Annotated in this window: 16 protein-coding genes; 6 read left to right on the plus strand and 10 right to left on the minus strand. The window is 68.7% G+C overall.

What is annotated here, in order from left to right; genetic code table 11:
- Positions 1-114: 114 nt before the first annotated feature.
- On the minus strand, positions 115-3,036 hold the full coding sequence (locus tag IT182_05125; protein MCC6162714.1) for a TonB-dependent receptor: 2,922 nt from the start codon (positions 3,034-3,036) through the stop codon (positions 115-117).
- A 196-nt stretch (positions 3,037-3,232) separates the two neighbouring features.
- On the opposite strand from IT182_05125, the gene IT182_05130 reads away from it, so the two are divergent.
- From IT182_05130 to IT182_05145, 4 genes are all read left to right on the plus strand, one after another.
- Entirely contained in the window at positions 3,233-4,402 is a 1,170-nt protein-coding gene (locus IT182_05130; protein ID MCC6162715.1) for a PilT/PilU family type 4a pilus ATPase, read from the plus strand.
- A 13-nt stretch (positions 4,403-4,415) separates the two neighbouring features.
- The gene (locus tag IT182_05135; protein MCC6162716.1) at positions 4,416-5,615 is read left to right on the plus strand and encodes a DUF3011 domain-containing protein; all 1,200 of its coding nucleotides are present in this window, start codon (positions 4,416-4,418) and stop codon (positions 5,613-5,615) included.
- On the plus strand, positions 5,612-7,108 hold the full coding sequence (locus IT182_05140; GenBank protein MCC6162717.1) for a sulfatase-like hydrolase/transferase: 1,497 nt from the start codon (positions 5,612-5,614) through the stop codon (positions 7,106-7,108). Before IT182_05135 ends, IT182_05140 begins: the two co-directional genes overlap by 4 nt.
- A gap of 98 nt (positions 7,109-7,206) precedes the next feature.
- Positions 7,207-8,412 (plus strand): amidohydrolase/deacetylase family metallohydrolase, encoded by a 1,206-nt coding sequence (locus IT182_05145; GenBank protein ID MCC6162718.1) that lies wholly within the window; start codon positions 7,207-7,209, stop codon positions 8,410-8,412.
- Between the two features lie 48 nt (positions 8,413-8,460).
- Here IT182_05145 and IT182_05150 read toward each other — a convergent pair whose 3' ends face one another.
- The gene (locus tag IT182_05150; GenBank protein MCC6162719.1) at positions 8,461-9,198 is read right to left on the minus strand and encodes a hypothetical protein; all 738 of its coding nucleotides are present in this window, start codon (positions 9,196-9,198) and stop codon (positions 8,461-8,463) included.
- Positions 9,199-9,328: 130 nt separating this feature from the next.
- Here IT182_05150 and IT182_05155 point away from each other — a divergent pair, with 130 nt between their 5' ends.
- Entirely contained in the window at positions 9,329-10,015 is a 687-nt protein-coding gene (locus tag IT182_05155) for a class I SAM-dependent methyltransferase (GenBank protein ID MCC6162720.1), read from the plus strand.
- Between the two features lie 45 nt (positions 10,016-10,060).
- Positions 10,061-10,918: a class I SAM-dependent methyltransferase gene (locus tag IT182_05160; GenBank protein ID MCC6162721.1), complete on the plus strand. Its 858-nt coding sequence runs from the start codon at positions 10,061-10,063 to the stop codon at positions 10,916-10,918.
- 12 nt (positions 10,919-10,930) lie between these two features.
- Here the strand turns inward: IT182_05160 and IT182_05165 are convergent, their stop codons facing one another.
- From IT182_05165 to IT182_05200, 8 genes are all read right to left on the minus strand, one after another.
- Positions 10,931-12,403, minus strand: a complete 1,473-nt coding sequence (locus IT182_05165; GenBank protein MCC6162722.1) for a beta-lactamase family protein — start codon at positions 12,401-12,403, stop codon at positions 10,931-10,933.
- A gap of 83 nt (positions 12,404-12,486) precedes the next feature.
- Positions 12,487-13,164 (minus strand): zf-TFIIB domain-containing protein, encoded by a 678-nt coding sequence (locus IT182_05170; GenBank protein MCC6162723.1) that lies wholly within the window; start codon positions 13,162-13,164, stop codon positions 12,487-12,489.
- 105 nt (positions 13,165-13,269) lie between these two features.
- On the minus strand, positions 13,270-14,406 hold the full coding sequence (locus IT182_05175; GenBank protein ID MCC6162724.1) for a 5-(carboxyamino)imidazole ribonucleotide synthase: 1,137 nt from the start codon (positions 14,404-14,406) through the stop codon (positions 13,270-13,272).
- Positions 14,406-14,897, minus strand: coding sequence for a 5-(carboxyamino)imidazole ribonucleotide mutase (gene purE / locus IT182_05180; protein MCC6162725.1), 492 nt, complete (start codon positions 14,895-14,897; stop codon positions 14,406-14,408). Before purE ends, IT182_05175 begins: the two co-directional genes overlap by 1 nt.
- A gap of 131 nt (positions 14,898-15,028) precedes the next feature.
- Positions 15,029-15,877, minus strand: a complete 849-nt coding sequence (locus tag IT182_05185) for a hypothetical protein (GenBank protein MCC6162726.1) — start codon at positions 15,875-15,877, stop codon at positions 15,029-15,031.
- A gap of 2 nt (positions 15,878-15,879) precedes the next feature.
- Entirely contained in the window at positions 15,880-17,280 is a 1,401-nt protein-coding gene (locus IT182_05190; GenBank protein MCC6162727.1) for a trypsin-like peptidase domain-containing protein, read from the minus strand.
- A 4-nt stretch (positions 17,281-17,284) separates the two neighbouring features.
- Positions 17,285-18,070, minus strand: a complete 786-nt coding sequence (locus tag IT182_05195; GenBank protein ID MCC6162728.1) for a caspase family protein — start codon at positions 18,068-18,070, stop codon at positions 17,285-17,287.
- Between the two features lie 52 nt (positions 18,071-18,122).
- Positions 18,123-23,777 (minus strand): hypothetical protein, encoded by a 5,655-nt coding sequence (locus IT182_05200; protein ID MCC6162729.1) that lies wholly within the window; start codon positions 23,775-23,777, stop codon positions 18,123-18,125.
- Positions 23,778-23,785 lie beyond the last annotated feature (8 nt).

Here is a 23,785-nt window from a genome sequence, read left to right on the forward strand (position 1 = left end):
GTTGATGCGGACACGCGCGGACTGAAGCCCGTGCGCTCCATCCGGAGATAGAGCCTGGTCCCCCTCAGATGGAGGCCAGGGGCTTCAGCCCCCTGGCACACACCGATCTCCCGCTCAGAAGTGGAACTTGAATCCGAGCTGGAACTGGCGCTGTTCGTAGCCACCCGTCGGCTGCAACTCACTGCTGCTCGTCGGCAGCGTGCCCGTCGCCTGGCCGAGCGCGTTGGTGGCGATCACGCGGTTGACCGACGACGTCTGCACCGTATTGAACACGTTCTTGAACTCCGCCGCCACTTCCAGGCGCCGATGTCCGCCGAGCGCGATGAACCGCGAGAGGCGCGCGTCGACGTTGTAGCGCGCCGGGAGATACAGCGAGTTGCGACCCACGAACAGCGGCCGGTCCGCGAGCAGCCCGTCGCCGTTCAGGTCCGTACCGCTGCGCAGGTTCACCGGCAGACCCGAGTTGACCTGCATCATCAGGCCCAGCTGGTTACCGTTGACGATCGCACCCAGCACGCCCTCGACGTCGAACCGCGGCTGGAGCACGACGCTGCCGGCAAAGCTGTGGCGCGTGTCGAGCAGGTTCGGCCCCTTGTCGCGATCCAGGTTCGTCGGGTCGCTCACCCCATCGTCACCCTGCACCGAAAGCGCGCTCGTGAGCGGCGCGTTGTCGGTGCCCTTGCCGAGCGTGTAGTTCACGTCGAACTGGACGCCGTTGGTGAGGCGACGCCCGAACTGCAGTGTCAGCGCGTTGTACGTGGACGTGCCGCGCGACTGCACGACGTTGATCTGGTTGAAACGCGGGTCGAGACGCGTGTCGGCATTGATGATCGTGCTGAACACCGGGCGTCCGTCGGCGAGCTGACCGACCGGGTTGATCGGGTTGATGTTGACGATCACGGGCAGCAGGTCGCCCTGCACGAACGCGTAGCCGGCCGACCCGTAGAAGCTCGCGCCGAACGCGCGTTCGTACTGGACGTTGTTCTGCCACGTACGCGCGACCTGAAAGTCCGGATCGACGGTGGTGATCGACTGCCGCGGCAGCGTGAACCCCGGCGGCAGGTTTCCGAGCGTGTTCGGGAAGGCCGGCGCGTTGGCGGCCGATCCCTGGAGCGTCACGTTGACGCGCTCGGGGTTGCCGTTGTTCTGGATCGACGTCTCATACGCGCCGAGCAGCATCTGGTCGTACATGATGCCGGTGCTCGCGCGCAGCACTTGCCGCTTGTCGGTACCGAAGGCGTACGCCACGCCGAACCGCGGCCCCACGTTGTTGCCGTCATCCGAGTACTTCTGCGAGTACGAGAAGGGTGCGGCCGGATCGCCTTCGGGATAGTCGTAGAAGTCGTAGCGCAGGCCGTAGATGAACTTCAGGTTCGGCGTGACGCGCCAGTCGTCCTGCACGAAGAAGCTGTAGCCCGACGACTTCATGGTGAAGTCGGGGTTGCCGATCAACTCCTGATAGTTCGTGTAACCGTACGGATTGGTGCCGTTGCGCGCGGCCAGATAGGCGTCGATGCTCGGGAACGTATAGAGCTGAAAGAGCGTCGACGCACGCTTGTCGTTGACGATCTGGATGTCGCCGCCGAACTTGTAACTGTGGTTGCCGCGCACGTAGGTGAAGTTGTTCACCACCTGGAAAATGCCCTGCGTGAAGCCGAATCCGGCGTCCGACGCCCCCGCAATCGGCCCGCCGAAGTTCCCCACGCCGGCGATGTTGATCGCCGGACCGGTCCCCGACAGTTCGTTGCCCGCACGGCTCTGCACGCGGCGCGCGTACTGCACGCGGAGCTCGTTCAGCATGCGGCTTCCGAACGTCGAGACGACCTGTCCCGAGGAGCTCTCCATCGCGTCGAGGAAGTCGGTGGTGCGCTCCATGCTCGTCAACCCGCCGCCGATGTTGTTGGGCGAATCGTTACGGAAGACGACCGACCGCGCGGTGAGGCGATGGTTGGCGGCGAGCTGGTAGTCCACCTTGCCGATGAAGAACCGTCCCGTCTGCTCACGCGGCACCACGGCGGGCTGCGCAGCCAGGCCGATGCGCGCCGCGTTCTCCGGCGTGATGGTGATCACGCTCTGGGCCGACAGGTCGCGGTAGGTGTTCTCGAAGCCCGTGTAGAAGTGCAGCTTGTCCTTCACGATCGGCCCGCCGAGCTCGGCCGTGATCGTGTCGACCTTCGTGTCGGGCCGGCGCGCTTCGGTGCGCGGGCCCTGGAAGTAGAACGGAAACGCGCTGAACGGCTTGCGACGGAAGCGATAGGCCACGGCACCGCGGAAGTCATTCGTGCCCGACGGCGTGATCGCGTTGTACACGAGCCCCGTCGTCTGGCCGAACTCCGGCGCATAGCCGCTCGTCACGACCTTCACCTCACGCACCATCACCTCGGACACGGGCAGCAGGCGCAGGCCCGCGCGATCCTTCTGCGTGTTCGTGTTGCCGTCGATCTGGTAGTTCACACGGAGAAGCGTCCCGTTGGCCGCAAAGCGCGGCACGCCGAACTCGGGGTTCTCGAAGCCCGTCACGCCAGGCTGCAGCAACGCGAAGTTGTACGGGTTGCGCGAGACGAGCGGCAGGTTCTTGACTTCGTTCTCGTTGAGGTTGCGCCCGCCGTCCACCTTCGCCGCGTCGACGACTGGGGCGTCGGCCGTGACCGAGACGACCTCCGAGAGCGCACCCACGTCGAGACGCACGTCGATGGTGACGGTCTGCCCGGCGCCAACCGTGATGCCGGATCGCTCGAATCGCTTGAATCCCTCGAGCTCTGCCGCCACGCGATACGTGCCGAGGGGGAGCAGGGATGCCCGGTAGAGACCACTGTCGTTGGTCACGACGATGCGCGCCGTACCGGTATCGGTATTGGTCACCGTGACGGTCACGCCCGGGAGGATGCCACCGGAGGTGTCGGACACGATACCCTCGAGGGCCCCGTTGGCGGCCGTCGACTGCGCGCGGATGAGGCCGGCTGACAGGGCGACCAGCGCACCGACGACCAGCGCGAGACGGGACAGGTTGGTGAAAGCGGACCGGACGGCCAGCATGGAAGACACTCCTCGGGAATGACGAACGATGAAATGCCGCGCATGAACACGGCCTATCCGGAGTATACGAGTCAGACAGTGCAGGCATGTACGAGTCTGGGTCATAGCGTCGGCCAGCGGGACTTGCACGGGCTTGCCGCGGCGGGCACGATCGCGGGACCGGCGAGACGACACATGCCCAGAGCGGAGAACCAGGGTGGCTGAATCAGACATCGATCGCCTCATCGACGAATTAAACGCACGGCCGGCGCCGGCAGCGGGCGGTGCGTGGGCGCCGGCGTCCAGCGACGATGACGCGCCGATGGACACGGGCCGGCTGGCCGGCTGGCTGCAGGACGTGGTGCGGCGCGGCGGCTCCGATCTTCTGCTCGTGGCGGCGGCGCCTGCATCGGCCCGCGTGGAGAAGCGGCTCGTCCCGATCGACGAGGGCGAGCTCACGGGCGACGAGATCGAGCGGGCGGTCCTGCCCGCGCTGCCACCGCACGCGCGCGACATCTACGCGCGCGACGGCATCGCCGACGCATCGTTCAGCGTGGCGAGTCTCGGCCGGTTCCGCGTGAACCTGCACCGCGAACGCGGGCGCGCGGCCGCCACCATCCGTGCGCTGCCTCGAACGGTTCCACGTCTCTCGACGCTCGCGCTGCCATCGCAGGTGGAGCGGCTCGCCAGCCTCACGCGCGGGCTGGTCCTCGTGGGCGGCGGCACGGGGTCGGGCAAGTCCACGACGCTTGCCGCTCTCGTCGACGAAATCAACAGACACGAGGCGCGTCACGTCATCACGATCGAGGATCCGGTCGAGTACGAGCACCAGCACCGCCGGTCGATCGTCGAGCAGGTGGAGATCGGCGTCGATGCGCCCGACTACCCCACGGCCCTGCGCGCGGCGTTGCGGCAGATGCCCGACGTGCTCGTGGTGGGCGAGATGCGCGACCCGGAATCGATGCGGCTCGCGCTGACGGCCGCCGAGACGGGGCACCTGGTGATCTCCACCGTCCACACCACCGACGTCACATCGTCTGTCTCGCGCATGGCGGATTCGTTCCCCGTCGAACGTCAGGCCACGATCCGGCAGGAGATCTCGCTCGCCTTGAGCGCGGTGCTGGTCCAGTCGCTGCTGCCTCGCACGTCGGGCGGACTGGTACCGGCCGTCGAATTGTTGATGGTGCAGTACGGTGCGCGTCAGCACATCAGGAAGAATCAGTTGCACCATCTGCACCAGGAAATCTCCCTCACACGCCGCTTCGGCTCGATCACGTTCGAGGAGTCCCTGGCGTCGCTGGTCAAGGCCGGTCACATCGATCCCGACACGGCCCGCGACCGCGCTGCGCATCCTGAAGAACTGGTGCGCCTGCTCAGCGCTCAGTAGAATGCCCTCACCTATGGCAATGCGACTCGGCTTCACCGGTGTTCCGGTGCTCGGTGCGCTCCTGGCCGCATTCCCGCTCGCGCCCTGCGTGCGTGCCGCGCAGGAGTCGCCGGTGCTCGACTGCGAGCGCGCGGTGTGGAAGACGACGTTCGAGGATGCGACGGCCGCCGGGCTCGACCCCGGCGCCATCGTCCTCAGCGTCGACTCATCGACGACCACGACGCGCGTCGAGGGTAACCATCCGGTGGTCACGGGTGTCGGGGAGTACGACCCGACGCCGACGCGGTCAGACGCGTTTCCCGCGCGCTACGAGTGCCGGTTCGACCGCAAGACCGGCGCGCTCGTATCGGTGACCTACGCGGCCGTCGACGGCAGCGGCGACGACATCGCGACGCCGCCGACCGAGCTCGCCAGGACGGGCTACGTCCTGAAGGCGTGCGTCGACCGCCTCGAATCCGACATGGAGGATCAGGTGCGGAAGCGCGGCATGAGCTCGCGCGCAGACGTCGAGATCGCGCTGGCCGACGTCGTGCAGGTGGCCAAAGGGAAGGACATCGAACTCCAGGGTCGCGGCCGCGGCAAGTACGGCGAAGCGTTCGACTGGCAGGTGCTGATCTTCACGTGCCGCTACGACCCGAAGCGCGATCGCATCTCGCGCGCCACGCACGCGCTCGAAACGCCATCGCTCACCGGTGCGCTGCCGCCCGAGACGCGGGACGCGATCGAAGCGTGTCGCGAGGCTGTTGGTGTCGAGGTGCTGCGCGAGGCGCATCAGCGGGGGTACAAGCAGCTCCGTCGCGTTGAGGTCGAACTCCCCGAACTGGCCAACGTCACGCCGCGCGCCGGTCGTCTCGACGTCTCCGGCCGTGGGCAGTTCCGCCTCGACAACCGTCACAACCAGCCGACGCCGCTCACGTTCACGTGTACGTACGACCCGCGTGCGGGCGACGTGGTTGCCGCCAGCTTCAAGGCGGAGGCCGGATCCTGGACGCCGTCCGGCGAGATCGCCAACGGCCTCACGGGGTCGTTGCGCTGCGGCTCGGCGCGCACCGCGCGCGACGAATGCCGCGCGTCGATCCGCGGCAACGTCCGCGTGGTCCGCGAATTCGGCAGCGTCAAGTGCGAGGCCTATCGCAACTGGATGTGGGACAGCACCACGATCCGCGTCTGGGACGGCTGCGCCGCCGAGTTCGAATACGACGCCCGTCCATGACCCGCCCACCGTGCCCTTTCTGGCTCGCGCTGTCCTTCCTCGTCTCGGTGATGGGGGTGGGCGCTGCGGCGTGGTCGCCGCAGTCGCAGGCGACCGGCGGCGTCAGGCCCAACATCCTGTTCCTCTTCGCAGACGACATGCGCGCCGACACCATCGCCGCGCACGGCAACCCGCACATCAGCACGCCCACGCTCGACGGCATCGCCCGGCGCGGATTCAGCTTCAGGCGCGCCTACGTATTCGGCGGCGACAGCGGTGCCGTCTGCGTGGCCAGTCGCGCGATGCTCATGAGCGGGCGCACGCTGTTCCACGTCAACACATCGACGCTTGCCGACGTGCCGCTGCTGCCCGAAGTGTTCGGCAAGGCGGGCTACACCACGTTCGCCACGGGGAAGTGGCACAACGGGGAGGCGTCGTGGCTGCGCGCGTTCAAGCGAGGACGCAGCGTGATGTTCGGCGGCATGTCGAACCACGCGGCAGTACCCGTCAAGGACCTCGGGCCAGACGGTCAGCTCACGCCGGTGCGGACCGAGACGACGTTCTCGAGCGAGCTGTTCGCCGACTCGGCGATCGCGTTCCTGAACGAATACAGGGAATCCGCGCCGTTCTTCGCGTACGTGGCGTTCACGGCTCCGCACGATCCACGCCAGCCACCACCCGCCTTCAGCCAGCCGTACTACGACACGCTGCCACCGCTGCCGCCCGACTTCCTGCCGCAGTTCCCGTTCGACAACGGGGGCATGACTGGTGCGATGCGCGACGAGAACCTCACCGCATGGCCGCGGCCCGAGCGCGACGTGCGCGCTCAGCTCGCCGAGTACTACGGGATGGTCACGCACCTCGACGCGCAGATCCGCCGCGTGCTCGATGCCCTCGACACCAGCGGTCACGCGCGCAACACCATCATCGTCTTTGCCGCCGACAACGGACTTGCGCTCGGAAGCCACGGGCTGCTCGGCAAGCAGAGCGTGTTCGAGCACAGCACGCGCGTGCCGCTCGTCATCGCGGGCCCTGGCGTGCCGGCCGGCCGGAGCAGCGAGGCGCTGTCGTATCTGTACGACCTGTTCCCCACGCTGGCCGAAGCGGCTGGCATCGCGACACCGGACGGGCTCGACGGCACCTCGCTCCTGCCCGTGGTGCAGCAGCGTCAGGAACGCGTGCGCGATTCGCTCTTCACCGTGTACACGAAGACGCAGCGCGCGGTGCAGGACGGCAGATGGAAGCTCGTCGCCTACCCTGTGCCAGGCTATCTGCAGCTCTTCGATCTGCGGACCGATCCGTTCGAGATGACCAACCTGATCGATCGGCCGGACAGCGCGGCGCACGTCGCACGCCTGCAGACGCTGATGCGCGAGTGGCAGTCGCGTCAGGGCGACACCGTGCCGGTGCCGGCGACGAGCACGCCTCCGCCGCCGATCGATCTCACCGGAACACCTCGCAAACCCGACCAGTGGCAGCCTGACTGGATCGTGAAAAAGTACTTCGACAAGTGACGGGACGCCTTGTGACCACCATTGGACTGCGAACCTCGATCCTGCTGTTCGTCGCCGCGTGTCTTGCGGTACCGGCCGGCGCACAACCGACATACGACATGCTGCTCGAGGGCGGCCATGTCATCGACGCGCGCAACGGCATCGATGGCGTGATGGACGTGGCGATCGCCGACGGCCGGATCGCCGCCGTGCGGCAGGGCATCGATCCGGCGAGCGCGAAACAGGTCGTCGACGTGTCCGGCCTGTACGTCACGCCGGGGCTCATCGACATCCACGTCCACGTCTTCGCCACGACGGGCGTGCGCGGCGCATGGGCAGGCGACAACAGCGTGCTGCCCGACGGCTTCAGCTTCCGCACCGGCGTCACGACGATGGTGGATGCGGGCAGCTCTGGGTGGCGCAACTTCGAGGACTTCAGGCGCACGGTGATCGACCGCGCGCGGACGCGCGTGCTCGCGATGCTCAACATTGCGGGCCTCGGCATGTTGACCGACATCCCGGAGCAGAACGTCCTCGACATGGACGCCGCCGCCACGGCCGACATGGCCGGACGTCACCGCGACGTCGTCGTCGGCATCAAGTCGGCGCACTACATGGGGCCGGAATGGGTGTCGGTCGATCGCGCCGTCGAAGCCGGCACGAAGGCCGGCGTGCCGGTGATGGTGGACTTCGGCTACTTTCGCGAGGAACGCCCGTATCACCAACTGGTCACCTCGCGCCTGCGCCCCGGCGACATCAGCACGCACATGTTCCGCGGACCCGTGCCGTACATGGGCGCAGATGGCCACGTGCTGCCGTACCTGAAGCAGGCTCGCGCACGCGGCGTGCTGTTCGACGTCGGGCACGGCGGGGGCAGCTTCGTGTTCCGCACCATGGTGCCCGCGGTGAAGGATGGCTTCTATCCCGACACGATCTCCACGGACCTGCACACGGGCAGCATGAACGGCGCCATGATGGACATGCTGACGACGATGTCCAAGTTCCTGGTGGCGGGTATGCCGCTGCAGGCGGTGGTGAAGGCATCGACAGACGCGCCCGCGCGGGCGATCAAGCGACTCGAGCTCGGACACCTGACCGTTGGCGCCGAGGCAGACGTCGCGGTGCTGCGCGTGGTGGAAGGACGCTTCGGTTACGCCGACGCCGCGCGCGGCACGATCCACGGCAACCAGCGTCTTGCGTGCGAACTCACGCTGCGCGCAGGTCGCGTCGTGTGGGACTACAACGCCCGCACCGGCACCGCCTACGAACGCCTGCCGCCCACCTACGGCGTCAGGCCCGTCGACAAGGTGATCGTCCCGCACTGAGAGGCGACGGAGAGCGCGCGAGCACATCCCCCCGGATGGCCTGGGCCTTCAGGATCCACCGACCATCGCGTCGAGACGGTTGGTGGCGGCCATGATGTCGCGCTTCAGGCGGCGCACCATGTCGCTGATGATGTCCTTGCCGCGGATGGCTGCCTCGTCGACCATCGCCTTCAGCTCCCAGAGCGGCGTGGCCTTCAGTTCCGCGAGATCGGCGGCGAGCAGGTCGAGCTGCTCCTCCACCTGCGCCACGCGGCGCGAGAGGCGCAGGCGCATGGCCTCGGGATCGGTGCCGCGAACCGACTCCGGACTGCGCTCCCACTGATCGAGGATCGCGCGCAACTGCGCCTCGTCGCCGAGCGCATACGCACGGTTGGCTTCGACCATCAACGCATGACGACGACCGCGCGCGTCTTCGTCGTGCGCGAGATCGGGATGGATGGTCTTGGCCACGTCGCGGAACAGCTTGCGGACCGCGTCCGTCGTGAAGCGCGGCTGCGGGTCTGGCGACGGTGGTGGGGCGGATGACGGCTCTGCGATGTCCTGTTCGTCAAGCTTCTTCGACAGTTCGCCGATCTCTGCTTCCGCGATGGCAAGTTCGAGACGGTCCAGTTCGTCGTGCAGGAGACCGACTTCCTGCCTGTAGCGGATGCGGAACGTTTCGAGTCCCGAGCGCACCGCCGCCAGTTCGGCGACACGCGCGTCGAGCTCGGTATCGAGCGTTGTCACACGGGCGTGAAGCGCGTCGAGGTCATCGTCCCGGTGCGCCTGTCGCACGAGCGTACTCACGGCTGCGATCATAGCGAAGAGCGGGCCCCGGGCCTTCGGGCACCGCCCCGGACGAACGGGCTGACGCCCCTTCGCGCCACCACCGATCGGACGATGGCGGGTCGTCCCCGTGAGACACTCTGGAACCCTGATGCGCGAGTCACACGCCGACATGACAGCGATGGTGGACACGTATCAGCGCCGCGCGCGCTGGTGGCATCGTCTGCTCCGTCCGCCGCTGCCGCTCGTGCCCAACCCGCATGAACGTGGATTGCCTGTCGACGCCGCCGCGCGGTGCCTGATGCTCGGCGGAGCGGGTCAGACGGCAGCGCGCAATTTCGTGAACGTCGACATCGCACCCGTGACGGGCGTCGACGTGGTGGCCGACGGCGCACGCCTTCCGTTCGCTGATGCGACCTTCGACATGATCGAGAGCGACGCGGTGCTGGAGCACGTGCCGGATCCGGCTGTCGTCATCGGCGAACTGCGGCGCGTGCTGCGGCCAGGCGGGTTGATTCACGTCGTGGTGCCGTTCAACCACCCGTTCCACGCGTATCCGAACGATTACCATCGCTGGACGCTCGTGGCGCTGCAGCAGGATCTCGCCCCGCTCGAGATCCTCGACGCCGGCGTCAGGACCGGGCCCGCCGCCACCTGGCTGCTCTACACGCTCACGTTCATCAAGGTGATCGTGCCGGGCACGCCCGGCAAGGCGCTCGGTGCGATCGCAGGGTGGATCCTCTGGCCGATCCGTTACGTGGACCTGTTCCTCTACGGCACCAACCGCGCCCACATCCTCGCCAACAGCATCTACGTTCTCGCCCGCAAGCCGATATGACGGTCGGGCAGTCCGATCTGTCCGGCCGCCGCACATAATCTTGCTGTGCAACGCCTGCTCCATCGTCTTGGCGGGTTGGTGAAGGTCCAGTGGGCGCGCCTGCGCGGGCGGCCGGTGACCGATGAATACGAGACCCGCGCGCCGTCGCCGCAACACGCGCTGGACTTGTATGCCGGCGAATGGGCGTCGTATCTGCCCGCACCGCACGACAGCTACGTTGCCGGACACACGCCGCTGTTCCACGACGCGCGACTCGAATGGGCGATCGCGCGCATGGGCGGCGTCGAAGGCGCGAACGTCCTCGAACTCGGCCCGCTCGAAGGCGGTCACACGTGGCTGCTCGAACAGCGAGGGGCCGCACGCATCACCGCGATCGAGGCCAACCGCCGCGCGTTCCTGAAGTGCCTCGTCATGAAGGAGGTCGTGGGTACTGCGCGCGCGCACTTCCTGCTCGGCGACTTCATGGCCTACCTGCGCGAATCGCCGGACGCGCACTTCGACGTCGGCGTCGCCAGCGGCGTGCTGTATCACATGGCGGAGCCCGTGGAACTGCTGGCGCGACTCGCAAGGACGTGCGACACGCTGTTCATCTGGACGCACTACTTCGACGCCGCGCACGTGAGCCTTCAGTCGGCCCTTGCCGCACGCTTTCGTGCGCCAGAGTCACGCACGTACGACGGCTTCGTCCATACGGTGCACCCGCACTGGTATCAGGCCGCGCGGTTCACTCCGGGCTTCTGCGGCAGCGGTGAGACGCACACGCGCTGGATGACACGCGACGACATCGTCGATGCCCTGCGCCACTTCGGCCACCCGTACGTCGACATCGGTCTCGAGGAGCCGGGCCATCAGTACGGTCCGGCGATGGGCATCGTCTCGTCGCGCACGCCGCTCGCCGGCTGACGCGCGTCAGCGTCAGTCAGGCACGCGATCGTAGTAGCCGTCTCCGGCGTACACGCGCGTGACGCGCCCGTTCTCCTCGACGAACCGCACCACTTCACCGATGGCGCTGCCGCCCGTCCGCGCGTCGTACCTGAAACGACCGCCACCGATCGGGACGAGACTCGCCGGACCATCGAGCGTCGGTGCGTTGGGGCTGATGACCACAAGCCGATCGTTGAGCAGCACCACGTGGACATCGCCGAACCTGCCGCGATACAGGCCGGCGAAGCGCGCCCACGTCGCGTCCCACGGCACGACAGTGGACGCCGGCGCGGACCGTCGTCCGGCGGCTTCGCCGACGGTGTTCATCAACTGGCGCGCGATCGCGGACGGGTCGCTGTCTCCGGCGTTGGTGAGCACGATGACGCCGACGCGCGTGGCGGGGTGAATGAGCGTGTGCGTGGTGTAGCCGGGGTATGAGCCACCGTGGCCGACGTACGTCTTGTCGCCAACGCGCGTCACGGCGAACCCGATCGCGTTACCCGCCGCCCACGTTTCTTCCACGGAGCGCACGCGGTGCATCTCGCGCAACGACCCGCCGGAGAGGATACGGTTGCCGCCGCGCGCCCCGTGCCTGAACTGCGCCGAGACGAAGCGCGCCATGTCGTTGACGTTCGACGTGATGCCCGTCGCGGCCGCCATCCCTCGCGCGTCGATGAACGGCATCGTCTCGCGCGAGCCGTCGGGCATGCGACGCCCGTAGCCCGTGGCCATGCCGGGCACGTCCTTGTCCACGCTGGACGATGACATGCCGAGTGGCGTGAAGATGTGATCGCGCACGTAGTCCGCCCACGACTGCCCACTCCGCGCTTCGACCACCTGCCCGGCGACCGAGTACGCGAGGTTGGAGTACTTCCAGCGCACCTGCGGCGCGTAGGCGGCATGGCGATCGGCCATGAGCGCGCGCAGCTCGTCGCCCGTCGGGAAGTTCCACGACACCCAGTGATCGCCGGCTTCACGCTGGAGTCCCGAGCTGTGCGTGAGCAGCGTCTCGATCGTCACCGGCCCATCGTCGTCGCCGGCTGGCGCCATGCGGAACCACGGCAGGTGCTGCGAGACGGGATCGTCGAGCCTGACCTTGCCGTCTTCGCGCAGCTGCATGATCGCGGTGGCCGTGAACAGCTTCGAGTGCGACGCCATGCGGAAGGTGACGTCCCGCGTCATGGGACGCTTGGTGGCGAGGTCGGCGTAACCGAAGGCCTTCGACCAGATCAGCTCGTCGCCCGCCACCACGCCGACGACCACGCCCGGCAGTCCGCGATACGCGATCTGGCCGTCGAGCCAGGCCGAGAACAGCCGCCCGGCCGCGAGGACATCCGCGTCATCGGCGATCGCACCCGTGCGAACAGACGGCTGCGCGAACAGCAGCATGGGAGTCAGGACCACCATCGCGCAGGCAACGACCCACTGCTTCACGGCACACTCCTTGGTCGAGAGACAGCGCATGGTCGCACATGTCCGCGCCAGGGGTTGAAACCCCTGGCCTCCATTTTTTTCGGGAGTGGAGCGAACGGGTTTCAACCCGTTGGTCAGGGGCGGATCCTGAGCGTCAGGGTGCGGATCGTCTGCGTGAGGCCGGACTCCTGGATCTTCAGGAGGTCATCGATCCAGGAACGCTCGTCGGGGATGGCCGCCCAATCGCGCTCGGCGGCGGCGCGTTCCTGCATCAGACGGATTGGGAGCGTGGGGTCGACTGTCGCGTCGCGCACCTCGGCCTTCGCGAGCGTCGACAGCTGCCGTTCGAGTTGATGCGGATCGATCATCGACACGGGCGTGCGGCAGTGGCCGCACGCGAGCGCGCCGGACAGGGAGATCGGCGCACCGCAGTTGACGCAGTTCACCTGTCGCACGCGCGCGCGGACGTCTTCGACCTCCGCGTGCGTGAGCTCGCGTACGAGGTGCTTCTCCCGCAGGAAGTGGTACGCGGTGATGAACCGGCCATGACCAGACGGACACCGGCGATACGTGAACGACGTCGCGCGCTGGCGATCGTGGACTTCGTACAGCGTCTGCCTGCAGCGCGGACACGCCGAGCGCGCCGCCACCGGACGTGACGGGCGCCGCGTCAACCGCTCCAGCAGCTTCAGCGTGGCGCCGGGACCGAGCTGCTGACTCTCCGTGCCGTCGAACCACAGCCCTCCGCAGCCATCACACACGTCGACAGCGAGCGTACGTCCGTAGCGGCCCGACAGCCCGACCCGATCCATCGGTTGGCCACAGCCCGGACACATCGCCGTCGCCGTCATCGCGTTCCCTGTCACGCCCGGGGAATCGGCACCGCAGGCCGGTTCGATGAATCCGGTCAGCGCGGGTCAGCGAGCGAGCACGCGTCGCGCGTCGCGCACGAGCGCTTCGGCAGCATCAGGCGACACGGCAGTGGCGGTGAGATGGCCCATCTTGCGACCCGGGCGGGCCTCGGCCTTGCCATAGAGGTGCAGCTTGACGCCCGGCAGTCGCAGCGCCGACACCCAGTCGGGCTCACCGCCGCCCCACTCGTCGCCGAGCAGGTTGGCCATCGCCGCCGCAGGCGCGCGCGCGTCCGCCTCACCGAGCGGAAGGCCGCACACGGCGCGCAACTGCTGCTCGAACTGACACGTCACGTGCGCGTCGATCGTGAGGTGGCCGGAGTTGTGCGGCCGTGGTGCGAGCTCGTTGACGATCACGTCGCCGCCGGCAGTGACGAACATCTCCACGCAAAGCACGCCCACCACGTCGAGCAGCTCGCACGCGCGGCGCGCCAGGGCGACGGCGTTCGCGCGCGTGTCCGCGGACACACGCGCAGGCCACACCGAAACATCGAGGATGTGCCGGCGATGGCTGTTCTCGACGACGCCGTAGTCCACCATCACGCCGTCGACGCCGCGCGCGACGATCACCGATACCTCGCACGCGAACTCGACGACACCTTCGAGCACCGCCGGCTGACGACCGATCACCGCCCACGCGTCCGCCGCTGACGATGGGTCGTCGATGCGGACCTGGCCTTTGCCGTCGTAGCCGAAGCTTGCCGTCTTGAGGATTGCGGGCGTGCCCACACGCGCAAGGCCCGTCGTCATGTCGTCCTCGCTCTCGATCACGGCGAACGGCGCGACCGGGATGCCGGCCCCGGCGAGGAACGCCTTCTCGCGCGCACGATGCTGCGTCACATGCAGTACGTGCCCCGACGGACGCACGATCGTCCCCGCACCCAGCGCGTCGAGCGTGCATGACGGCACGTTCTCGAACTCGAACGTCACGGCCGCCACGCCGCGCGAAAACGCCACCACCGCCTCGACGTCGTCGTACGGCGCCGAGACCTCGCGATCGGACACCTGACCTGTTGGCGAATCCTGATCGGGCGAGAACGTGTGGACGCGATACCCGAGTCGTCCTGCGGCGATCGCGAACATCCGTCCGAGCTGCCCGCTGCCGAGCACGCCGATCGTGGCACCCGGGAGAATCGGGTCCATCACTCGAGCGGTTCGGAGCGGACCGTGCGGTCCTGCTCCTCGCGGAAGGCGCGCAGCCTGTCGCGCAGGTCGGGGCGCGTCACGGCGAGCATGGCGACGGCGAACAGGCCCGCGTTACGCGCGCCGGCCGTGCCGATCGCCATCGTGGCCACCGGCACGCCGCCGGGCATCTGCACGATCGACAGGAGCGAGTCGAGTCCATTCAGCGTGCGGCTCTGCACGGGCACGCCGATCACCGGCACGACCGTCTGCGCGGCCACCATCCCCGGCAGGTGCGCCGCGCCGCCGGCGCCCGCCACGATCACCTCGAGGCCGCGTGCCTGCGCGGCGTGCGCGTACTCCCGCATCAACTCGGGCGTGCGATGCGCAGACACCACGCGCGCTTCGAAGGGCACGCCGAACTGTTCGAGCACCGCGGCCGCGTGCCGCATCGTCTCCCAGTCCGACTTGCTGCCCATGATCACCCCGACCAACGGCTGCGTCTCGGACATAGCGTCGCCAGCAGTATAGCGAGGCGGTCAGCTATCGCCGTCCGCCGGATGAAATCCGGCGGCTACACTTGCATGCGATGGCCTGTCCCCGTGCTGATCGCACCGGCATCGCGGCATTCCCGGCATTCTCCCTAGGGCCGCGTGGCCAGGGCGCGGCGGGCCTCGTTGCGAATCGAGGGTGCCACGCGAACATCGGCAGCGAGGTCCCGGAGCGCCTCCGGGCGCGTGCGGGCGAGTTCGGCGGGCTGCGCGACGAGCGCGGGCAACAGCGCGACGGGCACTCCCCGCGCTTCGGCCATTTTCGTGAGAGTGACGCCGCGCGGCGTGCGCTCGAACTCCTCGATCTTCTGCCTGCATTCGGGGAACTGCGCCGCCGCGGCTCTCAGATGCTCCAGATTGGCGCGGAACACGTCGGCCGAGCCGGTCTTCTCGGCCACCGCCGCCTGCGTCTCGAGATTGCGCGCGAACGCCTCGCCGTCTCCCGACGCGAACAGCGCCATCGTCCATCTGATGCGATCCATCACGACATCGGGGAGCCGCGACGCGTAGCGACGTTCGTCTGTCACGTCCACGTACTCGGTGACCGTCGCCTGGTAAGGCACGGCTTCGAAATACAGCCGCACGCGCTTGCCCGGCACCACCTTGAACGCGAACAGGTCGCCGTTGCTCTCGCGCTCGCGCGGACTGACGGCCGTGCCGTCTTCGTACTCCGCCGTCACGCGCACCTGCCAGTCCTGCGGCGACGCCGTCTGGTGGTCGGACCCGAGCACGCGACCGTACAGCACCGCGGTCGGTTCCTGCGCGGCAACCGGCGGCGGGGGGGCGTCCACGCGCTCGGGCACGGGTGCGTTCTCGGGCGTTGCCGGAGCGACGGCGTCGGCGGGCCGCTCGTTGCGCGCCTCCCTGTCCGACGGCGGGCGTCCCCAGTCGCAGCCCGCCAGCCAGACTCCCAGCACGCATGCGATAGCCAACGGTGTCATGTTCATTGCGCGACCTCTCTCCACGTGTTCACCTGCAACGCCGGCACCGGCTGGTGCGGCGGCGTGGCGCGTACGCAGGTGACGATGACGACTGGCGGCACGACGCGCTCGGCGAAGGTGAACTTCCGCGCGATGTCGCGGTGTGGTATCGACACGGCAACGGCGCTGACGCCGCCACTCATCGACATGGTTGCGGACTCGAACGTGATGTCGCCGATGGCTTCCACCTGTACGTCGTGCGCGCGCGTTCCTCCCTGCGCCGGCCACGTGCCTTTCGTCGTCAGGCGATAGCGCGCACGCTCGACACCGTCACGCGACACACAGTCCTGAGTGGGAGGCAGGAGCTCCGCATCGTGATCCACGACCGTCTTGCGAACGACGGGAGGTAGCGCCCGCGTCGTCTCGGGACCGGCGGGACTGGTCTTCGGCGGCACTGTCGCGGGCTCCGTCGTGTCATCACGCGACCACCACAGCGGAACCGCAACCAGGGCAACGACCACAGCGGCACCCGCAGCGCCGACGGCAAGACGCCCACGGTAGCGTCGGCTCTCCGAGCCCGACCTCGCCGCGGAGCCCGACCCTTGCGCCGCGTCCGACCGCGCCTCAGTCCCCGATCGCTCGGCGTCCAGAACGGCCGGCCATGTACCGGTGGCTGCGTCTGCGGACGGGAGCGGTGCCGACGGTGCGGGGAAGAAGTCCGCCGGCAGCGCCGCCTGCACGGCGTCAATCGGCACGCCCTGATTGGCGTGTCCGTCGGCGGCGCCGCGATGCAGCGCGATGAGCTCCATTTGCGCGGTGAAGCACGGCGCGCCGGAGGATCCCGGCTCCGTATCGACGCGATAGCGCAATCGCGTCGGCTCGCGCGCCTCGTACCTCCCTGCCGCGAGCTTGAGCGTCTCGCCCTGCGGATGCTGGATGACGAAGACCGTCTCGTCTGGTTCGAGCGGTCGCCAGCGCGGCGTGATCCACCCGCGCGCGACATCAGACGCACTGCTTGTCGTCGGGCGAAGACCGGCCGGCTGCGCAAGCCGGAGGATCGCGAAATCGAGCTCGTCGACGGGACTGCTCGCCACCAGCCACTCCGGCGCGAGCCCGAAGGCCTCGCCTTCGCGAAGCCGCTCGCCGTCACCAGACAGCTTGAAGTCGAAGCGTGCGAGGATGGGCGGCCTACGTCGCGCGGAGAACGCGTCGATCACGTGGCGATTCGTCATCACGAGATCGGGCCCCACGAGGAAACCCGTGCCCAGGGCCTGCCACGCGGGGGCCTCGATGCGACACACGGCGAGCTCGGCCTGCGCGAGCCGCGCGCGCCATTGCGCGATGTCGGAGAAGCCCGCGCGAAACACGCGCTTCTCGAGCTCCTCATTCGCGCCGACCCGATGATGCACTTCGCGTGGTTCCACGTCGTCAGATGAACAGCGCGCGCCGCTTGCCCTCGGCGCGGCCTTCGAGTTGCGGGCTCTGCGGATAGTCCGCGATCAGTTCCTTGATGCGCTTGTGCAGTCGGTTGTACGTCAGCTCGTGCGGCGCCTCGCGAATGGCCTGCAGCGCGAAGTACGTCATCGCCCCGTGATACGTCCCGTTGAACGCCGCGTCGTAGGCGTACTGCCTGTCGTTGCACCCCGTCAGCAGCACCTCCTTCATCGCCGACTCGGGATGCAACTCGCCCTTGCGATGCGCCGACGACGGGCGCTGGAGCTGTCTGCCGCCGCGAACGGCCGGATCGAGGAACCGCACACGCCTGTCGTCGAACGCTCGAACCTCGTCCCCCACTCGCGTGCCGGTTCCGGAGAAGCAGTTGTCGAGCACCACCGTCAACCGCACGCCCTCCGGCGCGTTCTCGAACAGGCTCCGCAGTTCATCGTCCACGATCTCGTTGTCGCCCACGTCGTAGGGACACAGCACCTGGTCGTATGCCTCGTCGCCACTGGTGTCGGCCTTGTACGACCCGTGCGACGAGTTGGTGAACACGAGCGCATCGCCCGCTGCCGCGCCTGCCAGCAGATCCTTCAGTCCGTCGATGATCCGCTTCTTCGTCGCGTCGGCATCGAGCACGATGGTGATGTCGTCGAAGCCATACGTCTTTCGAAGTACACCAGCCCACTCGTGCGCGTCGTTGACGCACCCCTTCAGGTCCGACCCGTCGTACGGGTAGTCGTTGATCCCCACACAGAACGCCCGCCGCTTCGCCATGAGAGGTCCTCCCGGATGGATTCCGCACCATCCGGTTGCCGGTTGCCGGTCCCTACCCGTACACCACTACCTGCAACGCCAACTCGATCGCGGCGTCGCGCGAGAGCAGACGCTGCGCGTAGTCGATCACCAGTTCCCGCGCGCGCATCGTGAATTCGTGCGCGTCGAACTCGGCGCCCGGACGCAGGTCTGGCGCGCGACGCCCGAGCAGGCGTACGAGATGCGCGGCGAGCTCGCCATCCATCGGCGGCAGCACGATCACCAGCGGCACGCCCTGCTCGGCCAGCGACGCGCCGACCACCCGCAGCCACGCGCACGTCTCACGTCCGGCGGGCGTCAGATCGAGCGTCGGCCGGCGCGGCGGTTGCAGCAGCACGCAGGCCACGTCAGGGAATGCGTGCGCAAGTTGTGACGCATCGAAGAGCGTGCCGCGATCGGATGCGAGCGACTCCAGCGACTCCATCACCGTCAGCGACTCGCCTCCGGAAATCTCCAGGAACAATCCCTGCGGCGTCTCGACAGGTCGGGCTGTCACGTGGACCAGCCGAATCCCCGCGAGAGGAACGCCCTCGCGCACGTGCTCGGCATCGACGGGAGCCACAGTGACGCGCCTGGCCCGCACGGCTGGTTCCCACGCGTAAGCGGCCTGACGTTGGTCTGCCGCGGTCGCCGCGATCGTGCCGACCGACACGACGTCGCGTACCGGAGTCGATCCGGTGAGCTGCCGCGACGGATGCACGTGACGCACGACCGCCGGCCGGAGATGCGTGCCCTCCAGTGCGCCGCTCCACAGCAGCACCTCCCAGGAGGGCCACGCCGTGGCCAGCGTCACTTCGAGCCACGCGCGCGTCGGCGACCGGTCCGCGTACGCCGACGACAGGGCCGTCCCCGCCGGAGGCTGCCTGATCGCGTCGAGGCCCGAGAACGTGTCGGTGCGGCGCACGCGCAGGGGCGCAGACACCACCACGGAACCGGCGTCGTCGATGACCGACACCACCGTGTCGAGCGCCGACGCGTGTCCGGACGAGGTGAGTGACGCGGTCCCCGCCGTCGCGATCCGCACCGACCATGGACCCGCAACCCGCGTCGCCGTGGCGATGGTCGGCACGGACGCGCGTCGTCTCACGAGCCATGTCACGCCGCCAGCGACAGCGAGCAACGCGGCGAGCACGCCGAGTGTGGGCAGGCTCGAGGGCACCATGGCATCGGCAATGACAGGCGGCGGATCCGCGCCAGGATTGTCCGGTATCGGCGGCGCGGGATGTACCCCGTCCGGTGGCTCGCTCATCGACGGTGGGGGCTGTGCGCGGTGATTCGGGGTTCCGACAGACAGGACCATCCACGCCAGGACCGCCGCTGTCAGCAGCACGCCGCCGATCGCCACGATGGCGCGGGCGCGCGATGTGCGCGAAGCCGCCTGCGGAAGCGGAGCAGGCGAGGACTCCGTACGACCGGACGACGGTGCAGGCGAGGACGGCGGCACACGACGCGCAGCCGTCGCGACGCCTGAACCTGACGATGTCGTCGAACCCGAGAGCCGTGTCTCGCTCGTGCCCAGATCGCTCGACGCGTCGAGCGGCCACTCTCTCAGCTCGACAGGCAGCCACTCGGTCCTCGTGAACAGCACCTCGGGACGCACGCCGCCCTCGACCCAGTGGTGCAGCGCCACGACGCGATGCAGCCACGCGGCCCAGTCTGAGGAGGCCGTGGCGTCGCCGAAGGGGAGTGACGACACCTGCTCGATCCACGCCCATGGCGGCACGCCGCGCACCGCGTCCATGCGGGCGACCGCCTCGTGTGCGGCGCGCAACGACGCAAGGTGGATGTTGTCGCGCGGAACACCCGCCCTGATGCGCGTGAGCGCCAGCAGCGTGGTCACCTGCCACACGCCAATCGCGTCGTGCGCGTCCTCGAACCACACCAGAGCGAACCCGAGCAGCTTCAGCGCTGGCGCCGGCAGTCGCAGCGCCAGGAGTTCGCCCTCTTCCATCGCCAGCGCGGCGGACCGCCGCACGCCAACGCGCTGCACCAGTGCCACCGAAGGACCACCGGGCGCCACGTCCAGCGCGGCACTCCTGATCCACAACCGCAGCGCCCGCTCGGGCGATGCCGGATGACGGCCCCACCACTCCTCCGGTGACACGGGCGTGAGGCCGCGATCGGCGAGATCGACATCGACGCCCAGTTCGCTGCACTCCACCAGGTCGAGCGCGACTGACGCGCGCGCCCACTCACCCTGCCCGTCGACGGTCGGGCCAGTCAGCAGGCGCCGTCCCACTTCGGCGAGACGCGTCGCGTCTCGACTGGTGGTACGGCGCGCCCGCCACAGCGCGTGTGCCTCCCAGCGCGTCGACGCAGACTCGTCATGATTCGGTGACGCATCGGCACCGGGCATGAACGCGCGCATCCTCTCGCGCTCCTCGATCGGCAACCCAGCGGGGCCGGCGTCGAGATGACGGCCGAGCCGGCCGAGCTCGCCGAGCCGCATCCGCGTGACGGCCTCGACGCGCGCCCGTTCGACCGCATGCGCGACAGCCGTGTTCCTGGCGCTCGTTGCGCGCGACGTCATCTCCGCGAGCAGTCGAAGTCCTTCGCCGGCCCGTCCCGCCTCGACATCGTCGAGCGCCATCGCCACGGCGCGCGGCGCGACGAGTTCCTGGCCCAGGCTCTCCGGCAGCGCGATGTCGCCGTGTGCGACCTTCACGACACGCTGAGCGCCGGAAGTATCGGGCACGCGCACGGCGGCGGTGAGTCGACGCTGCAGGGACTCCAGCCTGTTGGCCGCCGTTTCGCGCGTCGCCGCCGGGACCGCTGCGAATCGACCGAGCGTCGTCTCGACGGGCTCGAGTCCCACCAGTCCACGCATGGCCTCGAGCGTGACCCACGACGATGCGTCGAGGTGCGACGGCCACTGCAGGCACGACGGCAGGTCGCGGTCGGGGCACGACGCGAGCGCATCGAGCGCATCGATGAATCGTCGCAGCGCGAGGTCGGCGTCCTGCCTGCGTGCGGCGAAGCGCCCGACGCACGTGAGCGCCAGCGCGCGTGACGGCACGTGCGGCACCATCACGACGAGGGCGGCGATCCGTTCCAGGATCGGCGGTGCCGGCGTGGTGGAATCGGGATGGCGCTCGATCGCGTCTGCACACGCCATCAGGGCCGCGATCGCGGAAGACGGCGCGTAGTGCGGGGACACCGGGTCGTCTTCCAGACGCTGAACCATCCGTTGACCCGTCGCAGGTGGATAGTCCTCGCCGGCTGTTCGTGCGTAGTCCGACAGCGCATCGTAGAGCCGCAACGCCCACGTCTCGAGGCCATCCACGCCAACGATCGCGGCAACGGACGCCAGTCCTCCACTCGCAATGCGCACCAGCACCAGCGCGCGCTCCGGACCATCGGGTAGCGCGCGACCACCTTCCCATGCACGGTGCCAGAGATCCGCGGCCTGCGCGGGACCCTGCGCATGGAGCACGCATTCGGCGTACGTCGTGACCAGCGCGCTCCACGCTCCGGCGTCGACGTTCCCGATCGACGGCGCGTCTTCGTCGGCCAGGACGCGCCCGAGGACGCGCACACCCCAGTTCGACTCCGATCGCTGGACGATCCGGGCGTCGAGCGTGCGCCACGCGCGCAGGAGTGCGGCAGGGTCGTGCTGCACCAGGCGCAGCAGCGCCTGCACCACCGCCTCGTCTGGCGTCTGCGTGGCCGGCGTCCGTTCGAGCAGGGTCCACAACGCCGGCAGCACACGGCAGCGCGCGTCGTTGAGCTCGGCCGGCTCCTCACGTTCGAAGTAGCGGAGCAGCCGGGCGCGAAGCTCGGGCTCGACCGTGTAGTACCCGCCTGCCTGGCGATCGACCCACTCCTGCGATCCGATCTCCCTGAGGACGGCGTCGGCCACGTCGGGTCGAAGATCCACGCACGCACGCAGCGTGGGTTCGTCGAAGCGGCCGAGCAGTGCCACGTGCGGAAGGAAGCGCCGTACGTCGGCGTTGGAGATGCGATCGAGGATGCGAATCCGCACGAAGTGATCGACGCGGTCCCCGGCGATGTCCTCTGGATCGACCTGGGGCTGTCGCGCGATCCACGTCGCATAGACAGACAGGCTGAACGGGCTGTAGCGGATCGCGACGGCCTGACTCGGAGAGCCGGCCCCACTCTCCTCTGGGCCGGGCCGGCCCTCCGGGCCCGACCCGCCGATGCTCGTCAGGCCGAGTGTTGCCGACGAGGCGGCGGCGATGCTGCGAGCCAGGATGGGCGGCACGAGCGCGTCAGGCACGCCCGTCTTCTGAAGGTACGCCCTCGCTTCCTCTTCCGAGAACGCCGACACGCGGTGGAGCCGCAGCCACGATCGCTGCGGCAGTTCCACCGACACCGTCTCGCCGTCGGCGTACGTGCCGGCCAGCGGCCGACGGCCGCAGAGCACGACGCGCAACGACGGCATGCGGGCATGCAGTCGTTCCAGCAGATCGAACGTTCGCGAGACGCTGTCAGGCAGGCGACCGTCAGTCCCGAGGCGCGCCAGCTCTTCGCAGGTATCGAGCAGCAGCACGATGCGCGCGTGGCGCTCGGCGGCGATCGGCTCGCATGCCCATGCGAACACGTCGAGGATCCCGTCCACGTCCTCGTCCGGCGTCGACGTGCGATCGACGCGTTCGTGCAGCAGCGCGATCCTGTTGAACAGCAGGCCGAACGCCTCCGCGCCCCGCAGGCTGTCGTCCTTGAGCCGCAACTCCTCGGCCAGATGCGCAAACAGCAGGCCCGGACGACGCGCCGGGTAGTCGGGGTTGACGTGGTCGAAATCGATGCGCGCGGTGACGGTGGCTGGCGGCTCGAATCCCGCCGGCATGTGCGCAGCCGTACCCGACGTCAGCGCCCGCATCAGCATCGTCTTGCCCACGCCGCCGCCACCGAGATAGTGCAGTCCCCACACCGTGTCGGGACCATCGACGAGATCGCGGAACGCGGCAAACAGCGCCTCGCGCGGCAGGTAGTCGTGCAGTATCGCGCGATCGATGCGCTGGCGATCGAACAGCGCGAGACGTCGCACCGCGCGCTGGTGGAGCGTGGTGGCTTCGCCGGGTACGACTTCGGCCACGCGCTGCACGGCCTCGATCCACAACCACGCCTCGTCGGGACGCCCATCGGACAACGCCGTATCGAGCGCGCGTTCGAACACCGGCCCGAGCGACGGCGGAGTGGCCGTCGCATGCGCCGCCACGACGGCCCAGCGCCACGTCGCCACGGGCACGCGCCCATCGTCTGGCTGCGCCATGATGCGGCGCGCGATGGTGCCGGCCAGCTCGGCCAGCGCGTGCTGACCATCGTCGGCCACGATCCGGGACAACCACGAAGGGCGGGCGTGACGCGGCACCCAGAAGAGGTGCTGTGCCGGCCTCACCTGGCCGGTCTCATCGATCGCCAGCGGTGCCTGCGTCGTTTCGACGAGCCCCTCGTTCTGCCACGCCGCCAACACCGCCGCGATGCGACGCTCGTCCCAGCCGGGCATGCTGCAGCGCCGCGCGAGCGACGGCGTCCAGACGGGCACGAGACACAGCCACCTGATGGTCGCGGGGTCGAGGTCCGGGGACGTTCGCGGTGACGGCGCGCGCGCCAGCAGCGACTCCACCATCGCCAGCGTCTCGTCGACACGGTGAGCGGCCGGCGGCGGACGACCGGTGTCGACACCATCGTGTTGGTGGCCACGCATCGGATCCA

The organism is Acidobacteriota bacterium (assembly GCA_020845575.1).
In the GTDB taxonomy this organism is placed as follows: domain Bacteria; phylum Acidobacteriota; class Vicinamibacteria; order Vicinamibacterales; family Vicinamibacteraceae; genus Luteitalea.

Excerpts from the sequence above, each read along its gene's own strand:
- IT182_05145 (MCC6162718.1), top strand. The coding sequence starts at position 7,207 with ATGCTGCTCGAGGGCGGCCATGTCATCGACGCGCGCAACGGCATCGAT.
- IT182_05135 (MCC6162716.1), top strand. The coding sequence starts at position 4,416 with ATGGCAATGCGACTCGGCTTCACCGGTGTTCCGGTGCTCGGTGCGCTC.
- IT182_05185 (MCC6162726.1), bottom strand. The coding sequence starts at position 15,877 with ATGACACCGTTGGCTATCGCATGCGTGCTGGGAGTCTGGCTGGCGGGC.
- IT182_05125 (MCC6162714.1), bottom strand. The coding sequence starts at position 3,036 with ATGCTGGCCGTCCGGTCCGCTTTCACCAACCTGTCCCGTCTCGCGCTG.
- IT182_05175 (MCC6162724.1), bottom strand. The coding sequence starts at position 14,406 with ATGGACCCGATTCTCCCGGGTGCCACGATCGGCGTGCTCGGCAGCGGG.
- purE (MCC6162725.1), bottom strand. The coding sequence starts at position 14,897 with ATGTCCGAGACGCAGCCGTTGGTCGGGGTGATCATGGGCAGCAAGTCG.
- IT182_05165 (MCC6162722.1), bottom strand. The coding sequence starts at position 12,403 with ATGCGCTGTCTCTCGACCAAGGAGTGTGCCGTGAAGCAGTGGGTCGTT.
- IT182_05155 (MCC6162720.1), top strand. The coding sequence starts at position 9,329 with ATGCGCGAGTCACACGCCGACATGACAGCGATGGTGGACACGTATCAG.
- IT182_05195 (MCC6162728.1), bottom strand. The coding sequence starts at position 18,070 with ATGGCGAAGCGGCGGGCGTTCTGTGTGGGGATCAACGACTACCCGTAC.
- IT182_05140 (MCC6162717.1), top strand. The coding sequence starts at position 5,612 with ATGACCCGCCCACCGTGCCCTTTCTGGCTCGCGCTGTCCTTCCTCGTC.
- IT182_05200 (MCC6162729.1), bottom strand. The coding sequence starts at position 23,777 with ATGCGTGGCCACCAACACGATGGTGTCGACACCGGTCGTCCGCCGCCG.
- IT182_05170 (MCC6162723.1), bottom strand. The coding sequence starts at position 13,164 with ATGGATCGGGTCGGGCTGTCGGGCCGCTACGGACGTACGCTCGCTGTC.